Raw genomic sequence first — 13,951 nt, 5'->3', positions numbered from 1 at the left:
TCGCCGCCGCGGTCGATCGCACCAGCGGCGAGGTGCGGATCGCCGCCGCGACCGTGCCGCGCGGGCGCAGCGCCGAGCTCTGGGCGATCGCCGAGGGCGGCGCACCCGTCGCGCTCGGGCTGCTCGAGGCGGGTCGCCCGACCCGACTGGTGGTCGCGCAGACGCGGCGCGCGCTGCTCCGCGCCGGCACCACGCTGGCGGTGTCGATCGAGCCGCCCGGCGGGTCGCCGGATCCGGCGCCGACCGGGCCGGTGGTGGCCGCGGGCGCGCTGGCGGAGGCCTGAGCGGGAGGCGTCGGGCCGAGCCGCGACCCCGACGAGTCGGCCTGACCCGCGCGCGCCGCGGCGCTATACCGCGCGCCTCCCCTCACGCGGACGGAAGCGACCATGACCGACTCCCCCTACGATACCCCGCTAGGCCTCTATATCGCGGGCGAGTGGATCACTGCCGGGCGCGACACGCAGGAGGTGCTCAACCCCGCGGACGGCCAGGCGGTCGGCCACGTCCCGCTCGCCACCGCGGCCGACCTCGACCGTGCGCTCGAGGCGGCCGAGCGCGGCTTCCGCGCGTGGCGTGCCACCGCGCCGCAGGAGCGCGCCGCGGTGCTGGCGCGCACCGCCGCCTTGGTGCGCGAGCGTGCCGACTCGCTCGCGCGGCTCGCCACATTGGAGGAGGGCAAGCCCTTCGCCGAGGCCAAGGGCGAGGTGCTCGCCACCGCCGCGCTGCTCGACTTCCACGCCGGCGAGGCGGTGCGCGTCTACGGCCGCGTGCTGCCGCGCCCGAGCGGCACGCGCTCGCTGGTGCTGCACCAGCCGGTCGGCCCGGTCGCGGCCTTCTGCGCGTGGAACTTCCCGGTGATGAACCCGGTGCGCAAGCTGTCGCCCGCGATCGCGGCGGGCTGCTCGGTGATCCTCAAGCCGAGCGAAGAGACCCCCGGCGCGGCGGTGGCGATCCTGCGCTGCTTCCAGGACGCGGGGCTGCCCGGCGACGTCGCGCAGCTCGTCTTCGGCGTGCCCGACGCGGTGTCACGCCACCTGCTCGCCTCGCCGGTGACGCGCAAGCTGAGCTTCACCGGCTCGGTGCCGGTGGGCAAGCACCTGCTCAAGCTCGCCGCCGACACGGTGATGAAGAGCACGATGGAGCTGGGCGGGCACGGCCCGGTGCTGGTGTTCGACGATTGCGACCTGGAGCGCACGCTCGACACGCTGGTGGCGCACAAGTTCCGCAACGCCGGCCAGGTCTGCGTGGCGCCGACCCGCTTCCACGTCCAGCAGGGCATCTACGAGCGGTTCGCGCAGGGCTTCGCCGAGCGGACGAAAAAGCTGAAACTCGGCGACGGGCTCGACAAGTCCACGCAGATGGGCCCGATGGCCAACCCGCGCCGTCCCGAGGCGATCGCCGGGCTGGTCGAGCAGGCGGTCGGCGCCGGCGCCAGGCTGATGACCGGCGGTGCGCGCGGCGAGGGCGAGGGCTTCTTCTTCACCCCAACGGTGCTGGCCGACGTGCCGCTGTCGAGCAGTGCAATGAACGAGGAGCCGTTCGGACCGGTGGCGCTGATCGGCTCGTTCGCCGGCGTCGACGACGCGATCGCCGAGGCCAACCGCCTGCCCTATGGTCTCGGTGCCTATTGCTTCACCGAGAACGGCCGCCTGCAGAACCGGCTCGGCGACGAGATCGAGGCCGGCATGGTCGCGATCAACACCGTCCGGCTGAGCTGGGGCGATGCACCGTTCGGCGGCGTCAAGGACAGCGGCTTCGGCTCGGAGGACGGGCCCGAGGGAATTGCCGCGCACCTCGTCACCAAAGCGGTGCATATCGCCTGAGCCGGCGGATCCTGTTTACCGCGTGCTCTCGCGAACGCTGGAGCCCCGGGGCCACGAGGGTTGACGCTCGTGGCGCTGGGCTCCAGCGTCCGCAGGAGCCCAGCGCTTCTCAGAAGGTGTAGCCGATCCCCAGCGCGGCGAGCCACTGGTTGCGCGAGCCCGCCACCGACACCACCGGCGTGTCGCCGAAGTCGTTGAGCATGCGCTTGTAGGTCACGCCGCCGATCGCCTTCCAGCCGCGCAGCAGGTTGCCCGTGAGCGAGTAGGTGCCCGCGATCCCGACGGTATAATGCTTCCACCCGCCGCGGGTGCGATATTGCGGCAGGCCGCTCACCACCGACTGCGCCGCGTCGACGTCGAAATAGGTCCGCGCGAAGCCGCGCTCGACCTTCTCGGCTGAGGCGAACAGGCCGACACCGGCCTTGAGGCTGAGCGGGGTGAAATAATTGACCGACGGGCTCCAGATGCCGCTGTCGTGCACGCCGCTGACATCGTGGCGGTAGCTCAGCGAGGCCGAGAGCTTGTCGTACGGGCTGGTGAGCACGCCGGTCTTGCCCAGCCCGACATAGCCGCCGAGCTCGATCGCGGTGTCACGCTCGCCGAGCGCGCGGATCCGCGCGTCGTCGATCGACTTGTCGTTGCTGCGGTTAAAGTTGACCACGCCGATCGGCCCGGCCTGGATGTCCCAGCTCGGCCCGCTCGGATTGGGGATGAGGTCGACCGAGGCGCGGTTGCCCAGCAGGGAGAAGGAAAAATTGTGGAACGAGCCGATCGCCGCCGGGCCCGGCACGAGACGATAGTCGTTCGATCCCTCATAGTCCGGCAGATAGGCACCCGCGACCGCCACCGTGACCGTGTCGCCGACCACGCCCGGGTCGGGGGTCGGGTTGGGCTCGGCCGGGACGCTCTGCGCCTGGGCAAGCGCCGCCGGCGCGGCGAGCAGCCCGCCGCCGGCGAGCACCGCGGCGAGGGCCGCGTAAGAGAGGACGCGCACGATGTGAAACCCCTGATGTTCTGATGTCGGGCGCGTAACTGATTGGAATCAGATTCGCTCCCGCACCGGATCGTCAGAGGATGTAGTGCATCTTCACCTGTTGCGCTTCTGCATCACTCGCCAGCGTGAAGCGTGCCGCCTTGAAGCGCGGCGGCCCGAACCGGATCGCGGGGTTGTTCGAGAAGCCGAAGCCTTCCTTGGGGATGCCCGCAAAGGTGTCGAGCTTGGCGTTGCCGTTCTCGTCATGGATCACCGCCACCGCATAGTCGCCACGCGGCAGCGCGGCGAAGCGCAGGCTGTGCTGCCCGGCGGGGATCGAACGGGTCACCGCGTCGCGGTCGTCGACGCAGCGCGGAAAGTTCGCCGGGTCAGCGGTGAGGCACACGCGGATCATGCCCTTGGCCGAGCGCATCTGCGCGATCGACACGTCGAGCGAGCCCACCGGCGCCGCGCTCACCAGCGGCGCCGCCACCAGCGCCACGAGCAGCGCGCGCGCGCGCCTGCTGGTGCGAACGCGTGAAATCACCGAGCCCGTCGTCCGTCCCGCAGAGACGGTCCCAGAAGCGGAAGTAGAGACCATAATTGCACCCGTACCGCTCATGATGCCGCTGATGATGGCTGGCCGTGATGAGCCAGCCGCCAAGGCGCCCCCCCCACATGAACTTCGGGAAGATTTCCCAGCCCATATGGTTGGTTACTCCCATAATCGTCATGATCGTCAGCACCAGTCCGAGCGCGCCGACATGGATCGGAATTGCGAGAACCAGTAGCGGAATGGCAACAGCCCCGCTCACCGCCTCGATCGGGTGGAACGCCATCGCCGCCCAGGCGGTCGGCGGGCGGCTGGCGTGGTGGACCGCATGCGCCAGCTTGAACACGCGCGGCCGGTGCATCCAACGGTGCGTCCAGTAGAACCAGGCGTCGTGCGCAACGAGGTACAGCAGCACCGAGACCGGCAGGTACCACAGCGGATAGGCGTGGACGTCCTCGTAGATCCGCGTCCAGCCGTGCGCCTGCCAGCCCCAAGCGAGCACGCCCGCGGGCACGCCGTAGATCGCGGCGGAGGCGAGGCTCCAGCCGATCTCGCGGCGGATCTGCGGGTCGAGCCCGGCGTAGAGGTCGCGGTGGCGCCACCGAGTCGCCAGCGCGAAGCCGCCGCTGGCGAGCAGGTAGCGCACCCCGACGATGAGCGTCATCGCCAGCGCCGACAGTGAGATAGCCACGATCACGTCCATGCAGTGGCTTCTAGCCTAGCGCCGCCGCGCGCGATAGGCAGGGCCATGCCCGTCCGCCCCGATGATATCGCGCTCGCCCATCGCCTCGCCGACGCCGCCGGCGCGGTGATCCGGCCCTATTTTCGCCAGCCGGCCGGGCTGGAGCTCAAGGCCGACCGCTCGCCCGTCACCCGCGCCGACCGCGAGGCCGAGGAAGCGATGCGCCGCCTGCTCGACGCCGAGCGTTCGGGCGACGGCATCGTCGGCGAGGAACACGGCACCAAGGAGGGCGTCACCGGGCGGCAGTGGGTGCTCGACCCGATCGACGGCACGCGCAGCTTCACCGCGGGGCGCGCGATCTTCGGCACGCTGATCGCGCTGGTCGAGGACGGCTGGCCGATCCTCGGCATCATCGACCAGCCGGTGCAGCGCGAGCGCTGGATCGGCGTCACCGGCCGGCCGACGCTGCTCAACGGCGCGCCGGCACGCACGCGCGCCTGCGCGGCGCTGGAGGGTGCGATCGTCGCCACCACCAGCCCGCACCTCTTCGCCGAGGGCGATGTGCCGCATTACATGGCGCTGGTCGCGGCGGCGAGCGGCGGCGCACCGCGGCAGGGGCCGATTTATGGCGGCGACTGTTACAACTACGGGCTGCTGGCGAGCGGACACCTCGACGTGGTGTGCGAGTCGGGGCTGCAGCTGTACGACTTCGCCGCGCTGGTGCCGGTGGTCGAGGGCGCGGGCGGGCGGATGTGCGACTGGAACGGCGACCCGCTCACGAGCGCCAGCGCGGGCCACGTGCTCGCGATCGGCGACCCCGCCCGCGCCGACGACGTGCTCGAGGCGCTGCATGGGGTGCAGGGGCATGGGCACGAGCACGGGCACGACCACTAGAGCGGCGTGCACGGGCCAGGGTGGAGCGCCCTTCCAATAATCCTCCCCTGAGAGGAGTGCGGGCTTTGGCTTGTCCCCGGCAAGCCAAGATGGTGTCCGGGGGACACCATCTCGCCCGCACTGGGCTTTGGCTTGTCCCCGGCAAGCCAAGATGGTGTCCGGGGGACACCATCTCGCCCGCACTGGCGCGCGCAGCGCGACGGGGGGGTACCGCCGGTCGTGAGTCCAGCGACACTCGTCGGCCGGATCACCCCTCCGTCAGGCCTGCGGCCTGCCACCTCCCTCGCAGCGGAGGATCGATCGGCGACGTCGCCGCACCCTCGCTATTCGGAAGAAGTTACCGCGCGCCCCTCACCCCTCGTCGCGCAGCGGCCGCGCCAGCAGCGCGTCGATCACCGCGCGCACCGGCGCGCCGTCGAGCAGCGCACACACCGCCGCGGTGATCGGCATCTCCACGCCCGCGGCTGCCGCCGCCTCGCGCAGCACCGGCGCGGTATAGGCGCCCTCCGCGACGGTGCGGCGCTCGGCCAGCAGCGCCCCCGCCGCCTCGCCGCGGCCGATCCCCGCGCCGAGCGAGAAGTTGCGCGAGGCGGTCGAGGAGCAGGTCAGCACGAGGTCGCCCAGCCCCGACAGGCCCGCCAGCGTCTCGGCGCGCGCGCCCTTGGCCAGGCCGAAGCGCGTCATCTCGGCGAAGCCGCGCGCGATCAGCGCCGCGCGCGCGTTCTGCCCCAGCCCCGCGCCCTCGACGACGCCGCAGGCGATCGCGAGCACGTTCTTCACCGCGCCGCCGATCTCGGCACCGATCACGTCGGCGCTGGCATAGGGGCGGAAGTGCGGCGCGGCGATCAGCTCGGCGATTCGCGCGCGCACGCCGGCGTCCACGGACGCCAGCGTCACCGCGGTGGGCAGGCCGCGCGCGACCTCGTGCGCGAAGGTCGGGCCCGACAGCACCAGCACCGGCGAGCGCGGGTGCTCGGCCGCGGCGACCTCGCTCATCAGCAGGTGGCTGCCCGCCTCGATCCCCTTCGAACAGACCACCAGCGGCTGCGCGTTCGCCGGCAGCGCCGCGAGCACCGTGCGCATCGCCTGCGCCGGCGTGACCATCAGATTGACCTCCGCCTCGGCGACCCAGGCGAGATCGGTGGTCGCGCGGATGAGTGGCGACAGCGCCGCGCCGGGCAGGTAGCCGGCGTTCTCATGGCCAGCGTTGATCGCCGCGACCAGCGCGGCGTCGCGCGCCCACAGTCGCACGTCATGGCCGTTGCTCGCCGCCACCTGCGCCAGCGCGGTGCCCCAGGCACCCGCGCCGATCACGCCGATCGCGCTCACGCCTTCACCCCCGCGCCGCGCACCTTCTCGGCGTCGGGATCGAGCGGCCAGCGCGCGCGCGCGGCGACGTCGAGCGGATCGGTCAGCCCGGCGGCCAGGCGCTCGGCGCCCGCCCAGGCGATCATCGCGGCATTGTCGGTGCACAGCCACGCCGGCGGCGCGACGAAGCGCATCCCGCGCTCGCCGGCGAGATCCTCCAGCGCCGCGCGCACCGCACCGTTGGCGGCGACCCCGCCCGCCACCACCAGAGCGGTGGCGTCCGCGGCGCGGCCGATCGCGCGGCGCGTGCGATCGACGAGGCAGTCGACCACCGCCGCCTGGAAGCTCGCCGCCACGTCCGCCGCGGGGTGGAGCGGCGCCATCCGCGCCACCGCCGCCTTCAGCCCGGCGAAGGAGAAATGCGGCTCGGCCGAGCCCCTGAGCGGTCGCGGCAGCGGGACCGCCCGCGGGTCACCGGTCCGCGCCGCCGCCTCCACCGCGGGACCTCCCGGGAAGCCGAGCCCGAGGATCTTGGCGGTCTTGTCGAACGCCTCGCCCGCGGCGTCGTCGATCGTGGTGGCCAGTCGGCGATAGCGCGCGACGCCCTCGACCAGCAGCAGCTGGCAGTGACCGCCCGAGACGAGCAGCAGCAGATAGGGGAAGGCGAGATCGGCGTCGGCGAGCCGCGGGCTCAGCGCGTGGCCCTCGAGATGGTTGACCGCGACCAGCGGCTTGCCCGCGGCATGCGCCAGCGCCTTGCCGGTGACGAGCCCGACCATCACGCCGCCGATCAGCCCCGGTCCCGCCGTGGCCGCGACCGCGTCGACGTCGGCCAGCGTCACGCCCGCGTCGGCGAGCGCGGCGGCGACCAGCGGTTCGAGCGCCTCGACGTGCGCGCGCGCCGCGATCTCGGGGACCACGCCGCCGAACGGGCGGTGCGCCGCCTCCTGCCCGGCGAGGCGATGCGCCAGCACCCGGCGGTCGCCGGTGACGAGCGCGGCGGCGGTCTCGTCGCACGAGGATTCGAGCCCGAGGATCAGCATGTGCGGGCTCTAACGCCTGCGCGCGCGCTTGTCGAAGGTGGGTTGTCGCAGGCAGCGCATGCCGCGGCTCGTCGCGATCCGCTTGTGAAGCCGGGCCGGGTTCCTCTAACGACCGCTTCTTCGAAGCTGCCGCCCGGATCATCGCTCCCTTGTCCCATGTCTTCAAGCTCGGCACGCGCGGCTCGCCGCTGGCGCTCACCCAGGCGGGGATGGTGCGCGACGCGTTGCACGCGGCGCACGGCTGGGACTCGATCGAGATCGTCGTGATCCGCACTACCGGCGACCGCGTGCAGGACCGCGCGCTCGCCGAGATCGGCGGCAAGGCGCTGTGGACGCGCGAGCTCGATCGCGCGTTGCTGGCGGGCGAGGTCGACGCCTGCGTCCACTCGATGAAGGACGTGGAGACGTTGCGCCCCGCCGCGATCGCGGTCGCGGCGATGCTGCCGCGCGCGGACGTGCGCGACCGGCTGATCGGCGGCGCCAGCGTGGCGACGCTGCGCGAGGGCGCGTCGGTGGGCACCAGCAGCCCGCGCCGCGCCGCGCAGCTGCGCCGCCTCCGCCCCGATCTCCGCCCGGTGCTGTTTCGCGGCAACGTCGACACAAGGCTGGGCAAGCTCGCCGCGGGAGAGGTCGACGCCACGTTGCTGGCGGCGGCCGGGCTCGAGCGGCTCGGGCGCCACGACACCGGCGTTGCGATCCCGCTCGACCAGATGCTGCCCGCCCCTGCCCAAGGCGCTGTCGGCGTCGAGACCCGTGCCGAGGGGTCCGCCCATGACGCGGTCGTGGCGATCGACGACGGCCCGACGCACCGCGCGGTCGACGCCGAGCGCGCGCTGCTCGCCGCACTCGCGGCCGACTGCCACTCGCCCGTCGCCGCGCTGGCGGTGTATGACAGCGACACGCTGCGGCTGCGCGCCGAGCTGCTCAGCCCCGACGGTGCCGAGCATGTGTCGGGCGAGGCGCGCGGCGACGATCCGGTGGCGCTGGGCGCGCGGCTCGCCGCCGAGCTGCTCGAGCGCGCGCCGCCCGCGATCCGCGCGCTGTTCGGCTGAGCCGCGATGCCGCGCGCCGCGCTGGTGCTCCGCCCCGAGCCGGGCAATGCGCACACCCGCGCCGCGCTCGCCGCGGCGGGGATCGAGGCGCGCGCGCTGCCGCTGTTCCAGGTCGAGCCGCGCGCCTGGGCGGTGCCCGACGCGCGCGACTATGACGCGCTGCTGATCACCAGCGCCAATGCGGTGCGCCACGCCGGCGCCGGACTGGCGCGGCTCGCCGCGCTGCCGGTGGTGGCGGTGGGCGCGGCGACCGCCCGCGCAGCCCGCGCCGCGGGGCTGACGGTGGCGCTGGTCGGCAGCGGCGACGCGACCGGCGCGGTGGCGCAGGCACGGGGCTATCCGCGGCTGCTCCACCTCGCCGGGCGCGACCGCGCCGGCAAGCTCGCGCTGCCCGCCGTGACAGTCTACGCCAGCGTGGCGGTGACGCCGCCGGCCGAGGCGCTGGCCGCCGCGCTCGACGCGGTGGTGCTGCTCCACTCGCCGCGCGCGGCGGCACGCTTCGCCGCGCTCGCCGCCGGGCTGCCGCGCGAGCGGGTCCGGCTCGCTGCGCTGAGCGAGGCGGTGCTCGCCGCGGCGGGCGGTGGTTGGCAGGCGCGCGCGGCCGCACGCGCGCCGACCGACCTCGCGCTGGTGGAATGCGCCGCCGGGCTCGCGATTGACCCGTGAGGCGTGCGCGGGGATAAGGATGTTCGGCGGCGAGGATGCGCGAGTGAGCGACGGGATGGACACGGCGCAGGGCGCACAGCGATCGCGGATGGGGCCGGTGCTGGTGATCGCGGTGATCGGCTTTGCGATCGGGCTGGCGCTGATGGCCTATGCCTCGCGCAACGCACCCGGCCTGTTCGGCCGCGCCACCGCGCCCGCCGCCGCACCGACTGTCGCGCCGACCGCGGCGCCGATCATTCCCGATGTCGCGACGCTGGCGCTACGCGAGGCCGCGCTCGCGGCGCAGCTCGCCAACCTTGAGGCGCGCGCGGCGCGGATCGACGGCGAGAGCGCGCAGGCGGAAAGCAATGCCGGGCGCGCCGAAGCGATCCTGATCACCTTCGCGGCACGGCGCGCGCTCGATCGCGGTGTCGGGCTCGGCTATCTCGAGGGCGAGCTGCGCCGTCGCTTCGGTACGGCGTTCCCGCGCGAGGTCGACGGCGTGATCCGCGACTCGCGCGCACCCGTGACGCTGGAGGATCTGCGCGAGGGGCTCACCGCCGCGGCGCCGACGCTGCTGGCGCAGAAAAGCGACTGGTGGGCCGGGATCGGCAGCGAGCTGCGCAGTCTGGTGGTGGTCCACCGCGCCGGCACGCCCTCGCCGCTGCCCTCCGACCGGCTGGCACGCGCGCGGCGCCAGCTCGGCACGGGCAACGTAGAGACCGCGCTGGCCGAGGTCGAACGGCTGCCCGGCGCAGGCGAGGCGAGCAACTGGATCGCGGCGGCGCGGCGCTACGTCGAGGCGCGCGCCGCGCTCGACACGCTTGAGTCGGCGGCGATCACGGGCGCGGCCACCGCGGCAGCGGGCGCGGCGCGGGCGGAGGCGGCGCCGGCGGAACAGTAAGCTAGCGGCCGCTCGCGCAAGGTCTACCCAGCTAACCGCCTCAGGGAGCTCCTGCGCGCGCGGGAGCACCCTGAGGCGACGAACGGTGCTCCTGCGCGCGCCGAAGTCGTGATGCGGTCGAGGATGAGGATAATCAGGGAAGGGCGTCGCCCGCCAGCCTCACCCCCGCGCCAGTGCCTCGGCGATCAGCCGCCGGCTGTTCTCCACGCCGTACAGCGCGATGAAGCTGCCCATGCGCGGCCCCTGGCTGGTGCCGAGCAACGTCTCGTACAGCGCCTTGAACCAGTCGCGCAGCTCGGCGAAGCCGCCCGCCTCGCCGAACGAGGCCTTGCCGATCTCGTAGACGATGTTCTGGATATCCTCGGCACTCGCCCCCGCCGGCAGCGCGGCGAGTTCGGCATCCAGCCGCTCGAGCGCAGGCACCTCGACTCCGATCGGTGCGCGGCGATGAAGCGTCGGCGCCACGAAGTCGCGCGCATAGGCCAAAGCATGGCCGATCAGCCGGTCGAGCGCGGGATAGGTCGCGGGCGAAGCGTCGGGCACGTAATTGGCGAGATAGCCCCACACCTGCTCGCGCGTCGCGTCGCCCCCCATCACGCCGACGAGGTTGAGCAGCAGCCCGAAGGTGATCGGCAGCGACTCCTCGGGCACCTTGCCGTCGTGGATGTGGTGCACCGGGTTGCCGAGCCGCTGCGCGATCGGCTGGGTCGGGTAATTGCCGCGAAACTGCCAATAATCGTCGACCGCGCGCGGGATCACGCCGAAGTGCAGCGCCTTGGCCTTCTTGGGCTCGCGATAGGCGAAGAAGGCGAGACTCTCCTCCGGGCCGTAGGTGAGCCACTGGTCGAGGCTGAGGCCATTGCCCTTCGACTTGGAGATCTTCTCACCCCTCTCGTCGAGGAACATCTCATAGTTGAAGCCCTCGGGCGGGCGCCCACCGAGCACGCGCGCGATCTTCGATGATTGCACGACCGAGTCGATCAGGTCCTTGCCCGCCATCTCGTAATCGACCCCGAGCGCGACCCAGCGCATCGCCCAATCGACCTTCCATTGCAGCTTGGCCTGACCGCCCAGCACCGACTGGACGATGCGCTCGCCGCTCGAGTCGGTGAAGGCGATCGTCCCGGCGTCGGCGTCGACCACCTCGACCGGCACTTGCAGCACCACGCCGGTGGCGGGGCTGACCGGCAGCACCGGCGAGTAAGTGGCGCGGCGCTCGGCCCGCAGCGTCGGCAGCATCACGTCCATGATGCCCTGATAGTGGCGCAGCACGCCCTTGAGCGCCTCGTCGAAGCGCCCGCGAGCGTAATATTCGGTCGAGGAGACGAACTCATACTCGAACCCGAAGCGGTCGAGAAATTGCCGCAGCATCGCGTTGTTGTGCGCGGCGAAGCTGTCGAACTTGCCGAATGGATCGGGGATGCGCGTCAGCGGCTTGCCGAGATGCTCGGCCAGCATCGCGCCGTTGGGCACGTTGTCGGGTACCTTGCGCAGCCCGTCCATGTCGTCGCTGAACGCGATCAGCCGCGTCCTCTGGTCGGACAGAGCATGGAAGGCGTTGCGCACCATCGTCGTGCGCAGCACCTCGTTGAAGGTACCGATATGCGGCAACCCCGAGGGGCCGTAGCCGGTCTCGAACAGGATAGCCTCGCCGCCCGGCTTGCCGTCGGGCCAGCGCTTGAGCAGCTTGCGCGCCTCCTCGTACGGCCAGGCCTTGGATTCGAGGGCGGCGGACGTAAGCTCGTCTGGGCGAAGATCGTCGGTCATGGTGCGCTGCGACGTAGCGAGACGCGCGCGCGATGGCTATATCGTCGCGCATGTCCTGGTGGGCCGCCCTTCTGCTGTTCCTCGTCACCGTCGCGCTAATGGAGGGATTCGCCTACGTGATGCACCGCTGGGTGATGCATGGGCCGGGCTGGTTCCTGCATGCCAGCCACCATCGCGCGCGCCCCGGCAACTGGGAGCTCAACGACCTTTACGCCGCGATCTTCGCGGTGCCGTCGTTCGTGATGATCCTGGGCGGGGTCCAGCTCGGCTGGTGGCCGGGCTTCACCTGGATCGGCGCGGGGATCGCCGCGTATGGCGCGATCTATTTCGGTTTCCACGACGTCATCGTGCACAAGAGGTTGCCGACGCGCTACCTGCCGAAATCGGCGTACATGAAGCGGATCATCCAGGCGCACCGGCTTCACCATGTGGTCGAGACCAAGCAGGGCACGGTCAGCTTCGGCTTCCTCGTCGCCCCCAGGCCCGAGTCGCTCAAGGCGGAACTCAAGCGCCGCGGCCGCGCCGGGGTGCGGCGCTCGACCGGCGCGGAGCTGGGTCATGTCGACCGTCAGGTGTGACGAAGGGATCCTCCCCCGCAGGGGGAGATAAGGGGAATGTCGACACGTCCCTGATGCACGATCCGGCGCAAACGATCGCGCTCACAAGTCGCACATTAGGTCTCGACAAAGAAAACTACCAAGCGGTACAAAAAAGCCGGTTGACCCACGTCAGGTCGCTTTCTATACCAGACGGTATCGAAACGACGGCGGCTGCGTGCCGCCGTGCGATCGACGGAGCCGCCATGGATCCTCTTTCCATCTTCGAGTGTGCCGCAACCTGATCAGGTCCGGCGTCGCGTAACGAATTTTCCCATGCCGTTCGCCGGGTGTCAGCCCGCGCGACCGGATACGTCCGCCCTCGCCCGACGCGTCGCATATCCGCGCGCCGGACCGTGGCCGGCCGACCATCGCACAGGATTTATCTTCATGGCCGATCGCGCCTGCCTGATCCAGCTTTCCGCCGTCGAGGAGACGCGCGCATGAACATGCACACCATCATCGACCCCACCGACTCGGTCGAGGCCGCCCCAGCGTCGCGTCCCAGCACCGCCAAGCGCGCCGCCTGGATCGGCGTCCCGCTCGTCGCGGTAATCGGCGCGGCGACGCTGCTCCACCGCGAGCAGCCCGCGGTCGCCGCGCCGCCGGCTCCCACCGTCACCGTCGCGCCGCCGCTCCAGCGCACCGTCGCCGAGTGGGATGATTATGTCGGCCGCTTCGAGCCGAGCCGCTCGGTCGAGGTGCGCCCGCGCGTCTCGGGCGCGATCAGTGCGGTGCATTTCACCGATGGTGCCACCGTGCGCGCCGGACAGCTGCTCTTCACCATCGACCAGCGCCCCTTCGCCGCGGCGCTCGCCGAGGCGCAGGCGGGCGTCGCCACCGCGCGCAGCGACCTGCTGCTCGCGCGCGCCAACCTCGACCGCGCCGGCCGGCTCGTGGCCGAGGACGCGGTGTCCAAGGGCGAGCTCGACCAGCTCAACGCGCGCGTCCGCGCCGCCAGCGCGCAGCTCGCCGCCGCCGAGGCACGCGTCCGCGCGCGCTCGCTCGACATGGAGTTCACCCAGGTGCGCGCGCCGATCGCGGGCCGCGTCTCCGACCGGCGGATCGATCCGGGGAACCTCGTCGCCGGCGGGGACACCAGCGGCACCTTGCTGACCACGATCAACGCGCTCGACCCGATCTATTTCGCCTTCGACGGCTCGGAAGCGCTGTTCCTCAAGAACAAGCGCGCGCGCGCCGCGGGCGTCTCGGCGCCCGACGTCGATGTGCGGTTGCAGGACGAGAGTGATTACCGCTGGCACGGCCGGCTCGACTTCACCGACAACGGCCTCGACTCGCGCTCGGGCACGATCCGCAGCCGCGCGGTGCTGCGCAACCCGGACCAGTTCCTGACGCCGGGGATGTTCGGCAACATGCGGCTCGCCTCGGGCGCGACGAGGCGCGCGCTGCTGGTGCCGGATGCGGCAGTGCAGACCGACCAGGCGCGCAAGACGCTGCTGACCGTCGCTCCGGACGGTACGGTCGCGGTCAAGCCGGTGACGCTCGGCCCGGTGCTCGCCGGCCTGCGGATCGTGCGCAGCGGGCTCTCGCCGAACGATCGCGTGGTGATCAGCGGCACGCAGATGGCGATGCCGGGCACCAAGGTGCAGATCCGCGCGGGCACGATCGCGCCGGTGAGCGGCGGCGACGCCCCGCCGGGCGCCGCCCCGATCACCGGCGAGGCCACCTTCACCTCCTGATCACGGCGGCG

General features: G+C 72.2%; 14 protein-coding genes. 8 read left to right on the top strand and 6 right to left on the bottom strand.

The genetic code is table 11. The annotated features are described in order from the left end of the window. Positions 1-284: anti-sigma factor domain-containing protein (locus tag QBJ89_RS06345; RefSeq protein WP_277979677.1), on the top strand; the 284-nt coding region annotated here is incomplete at its 5' end. A gap of 102 nt (positions 285-386) precedes the next feature. Further along, entirely contained in the window at positions 387-1,823 is a 1,437-nt protein-coding gene (locus QBJ89_RS06340) for an NAD-dependent succinate-semialdehyde dehydrogenase (RefSeq protein WP_277979676.1), read from the top strand. Between the two features lie 109 nt (positions 1,824-1,932). On the opposite strand, the gene QBJ89_RS06335 is transcribed toward QBJ89_RS06340, so the two are convergent. From QBJ89_RS06335 to QBJ89_RS06325, 3 genes are all read right to left on the bottom strand, one after another. Beyond that, positions 1,933-2,817 carry a MipA/OmpV family protein gene (locus QBJ89_RS06335; RefSeq protein ID WP_277979675.1) on the bottom strand — a complete coding sequence of 295 codons (885 nt, stop codon included), beginning with the start codon at positions 2,815-2,817 and terminating at the stop codon, positions 1,933-1,935. A 73-nt stretch (positions 2,818-2,890) separates the two neighbouring features. Beyond that, positions 2,891-3,229: a DUF2141 domain-containing protein gene (locus tag QBJ89_RS06330; RefSeq protein ID WP_183922992.1), complete on the bottom strand. Its 339-nt coding sequence runs from the start codon at positions 3,227-3,229 to the stop codon at positions 2,891-2,893. Continuing rightward, positions 3,186-4,052: a sterol desaturase family protein gene (locus QBJ89_RS06325; protein ID WP_277979674.1), complete on the bottom strand. Its 867-nt coding sequence runs from the start codon at positions 4,050-4,052 to the stop codon at positions 3,186-3,188. Before QBJ89_RS06325 ends, QBJ89_RS06330 begins: the two co-directional genes overlap by 44 nt. A gap of 45 nt (positions 4,053-4,097) precedes the next feature. Between QBJ89_RS06325 and QBJ89_RS06320 the strand changes: the two genes are divergently transcribed. Further along, positions 4,098-4,925: an inositol monophosphatase family protein gene (locus QBJ89_RS06320; protein WP_277979673.1), complete on the top strand. Its 828-nt coding sequence runs from the start codon at positions 4,098-4,100 to the stop codon at positions 4,923-4,925. Between the two features lie 351 nt (positions 4,926-5,276). Here the strand turns inward: QBJ89_RS06320 and QBJ89_RS06315 are convergent, their stop codons facing one another. Beyond that, positions 5,277-6,254, bottom strand: coding sequence for an NAD(P)H-dependent glycerol-3-phosphate dehydrogenase (locus tag QBJ89_RS06315; protein ID WP_277979672.1), 978 nt, complete (start codon positions 6,252-6,254; stop codon positions 5,277-5,279). Then, a complete protein-coding gene (tsaD, locus tag QBJ89_RS06310) occupies positions 6,251-7,276 on the bottom strand; it encodes a tRNA (adenosine(37)-N6)-threonylcarbamoyltransferase complex transferase subunit TsaD (protein ID WP_223014306.1) in 1,026 nt (341 codons plus the stop codon). Before tsaD ends, QBJ89_RS06315 begins: the two co-directional genes overlap by 4 nt. A gap of 149 nt (positions 7,277-7,425) precedes the next feature. Between tsaD and hemC the strand changes: the two genes are divergently transcribed. Genes hemC through QBJ89_RS06295 form a run of 3 tightly spaced genes read left to right on the top strand, consistent with a single transcriptional unit; the run spans position 7,426 to position 9,877 of the window. Next, positions 7,426-8,328: a hydroxymethylbilane synthase gene (gene hemC / locus QBJ89_RS06305; RefSeq protein ID WP_277979671.1), complete on the top strand. Its 903-nt coding sequence runs from the start codon at positions 7,426-7,428 to the stop codon at positions 8,326-8,328. Positions 8,329-8,334: 6 nt separating this feature from the next. Beyond that, positions 8,335-8,994, top strand: a complete 660-nt coding sequence (locus QBJ89_RS06300) for a uroporphyrinogen-III synthase (RefSeq protein WP_277979670.1) — start codon at positions 8,335-8,337, stop codon at positions 8,992-8,994. A 43-nt stretch (positions 8,995-9,037) separates the two neighbouring features. Then, complete coding sequence (locus tag QBJ89_RS06295; RefSeq protein WP_277979669.1) at positions 9,038-9,877, top strand: hypothetical protein; 840 nt, start codon at positions 9,038-9,040, stop codon at positions 9,875-9,877. Between the two features lie 159 nt (positions 9,878-10,036). On the opposite strand, the gene QBJ89_RS06290 is transcribed toward QBJ89_RS06295, so the two are convergent. Continuing rightward, a complete protein-coding gene (locus QBJ89_RS06290; RefSeq protein ID WP_277979668.1) occupies positions 10,037-11,644 on the bottom strand; it encodes a lysine--tRNA ligase in 1,608 nt (535 codons plus the stop codon). Positions 11,645-11,694: 50 nt separating this feature from the next. On the opposite strand from QBJ89_RS06290, the gene QBJ89_RS06285 reads away from it, so the two are divergent. Together QBJ89_RS06285 and QBJ89_RS06280 are read left to right on the top strand one after the other, a co-directional pair. Next, positions 11,695-12,222 (top strand): sterol desaturase family protein, encoded by a 528-nt coding sequence (locus QBJ89_RS06285; protein ID WP_277979667.1) that lies wholly within the window; start codon positions 11,695-11,697, stop codon positions 12,220-12,222. A gap of 461 nt (positions 12,223-12,683) precedes the next feature. Next, complete coding sequence (locus QBJ89_RS06280; protein WP_277979666.1) at positions 12,684-13,940, top strand: efflux RND transporter periplasmic adaptor subunit; 1,257 nt, start codon at positions 12,684-12,686, stop codon at positions 13,938-13,940. Positions 13,941-13,951 lie beyond the last annotated feature (11 nt).

The organism is Sphingomonas phyllosphaerae, assembly GCF_029623345.1.
Classification (GTDB): domain Bacteria; phylum Pseudomonadota; class Alphaproteobacteria; order Sphingomonadales; family Sphingomonadaceae; genus Sphingomonas; species Sphingomonas phyllosphaerae_C.
The sequence above is the reverse complement of the archived record's forward strand: the minus strand, read 5'-3'. Positions and strand labels throughout refer to the sequence as shown.

What these genes read in the sequence shown, in the direction of transcription:
- QBJ89_RS06340 (WP_277979676.1), top strand. Translation starts at nt 387, where the DNA reads ATGACCGACTCCCCCTACGATACCCCGCTAGGCCTCTATATCGCGGGC.
- QBJ89_RS06330 (WP_183922992.1), bottom strand. Translation starts at nt 3,229, where the DNA reads ATGCGCTCGGCCAAGGGCATGATCCGCGTGTGCCTCACCGCTGACCCG.
- QBJ89_RS06325 (WP_277979674.1), bottom strand. Translation starts at nt 4,052, where the DNA reads ATGGACGTGATCGTGGCTATCTCACTGTCGGCGCTGGCGATGACGCTC.
- QBJ89_RS06320 (WP_277979673.1), top strand. Translation starts at nt 4,098, where the DNA reads ATGCCCGTCCGCCCCGATGATATCGCGCTCGCCCATCGCCTCGCCGAC.
- tsaD (WP_223014306.1), bottom strand. Translation starts at nt 7,276, where the DNA reads ATGCTGATCCTCGGGCTCGAATCCTCGTGCGACGAGACCGCCGCCGCG.
- QBJ89_RS06300 (WP_277979670.1), top strand. Translation starts at nt 8,335, where the DNA reads ATGCCGCGCGCCGCGCTGGTGCTCCGCCCCGAGCCGGGCAATGCGCAC.
- QBJ89_RS06290 (WP_277979668.1), bottom strand. Translation starts at nt 11,644, where the DNA reads ATGACCGACGATCTTCGCCCAGACGAGCTTACGTCCGCCGCCCTCGAA.
- QBJ89_RS06285 (WP_277979667.1), top strand. Translation starts at nt 11,695, where the DNA reads ATGTCCTGGTGGGCCGCCCTTCTGCTGTTCCTCGTCACCGTCGCGCTA.
- QBJ89_RS06280 (WP_277979666.1), top strand. Translation starts at nt 12,684, where the DNA reads ATGAACATGCACACCATCATCGACCCCACCGACTCGGTCGAGGCCGCC.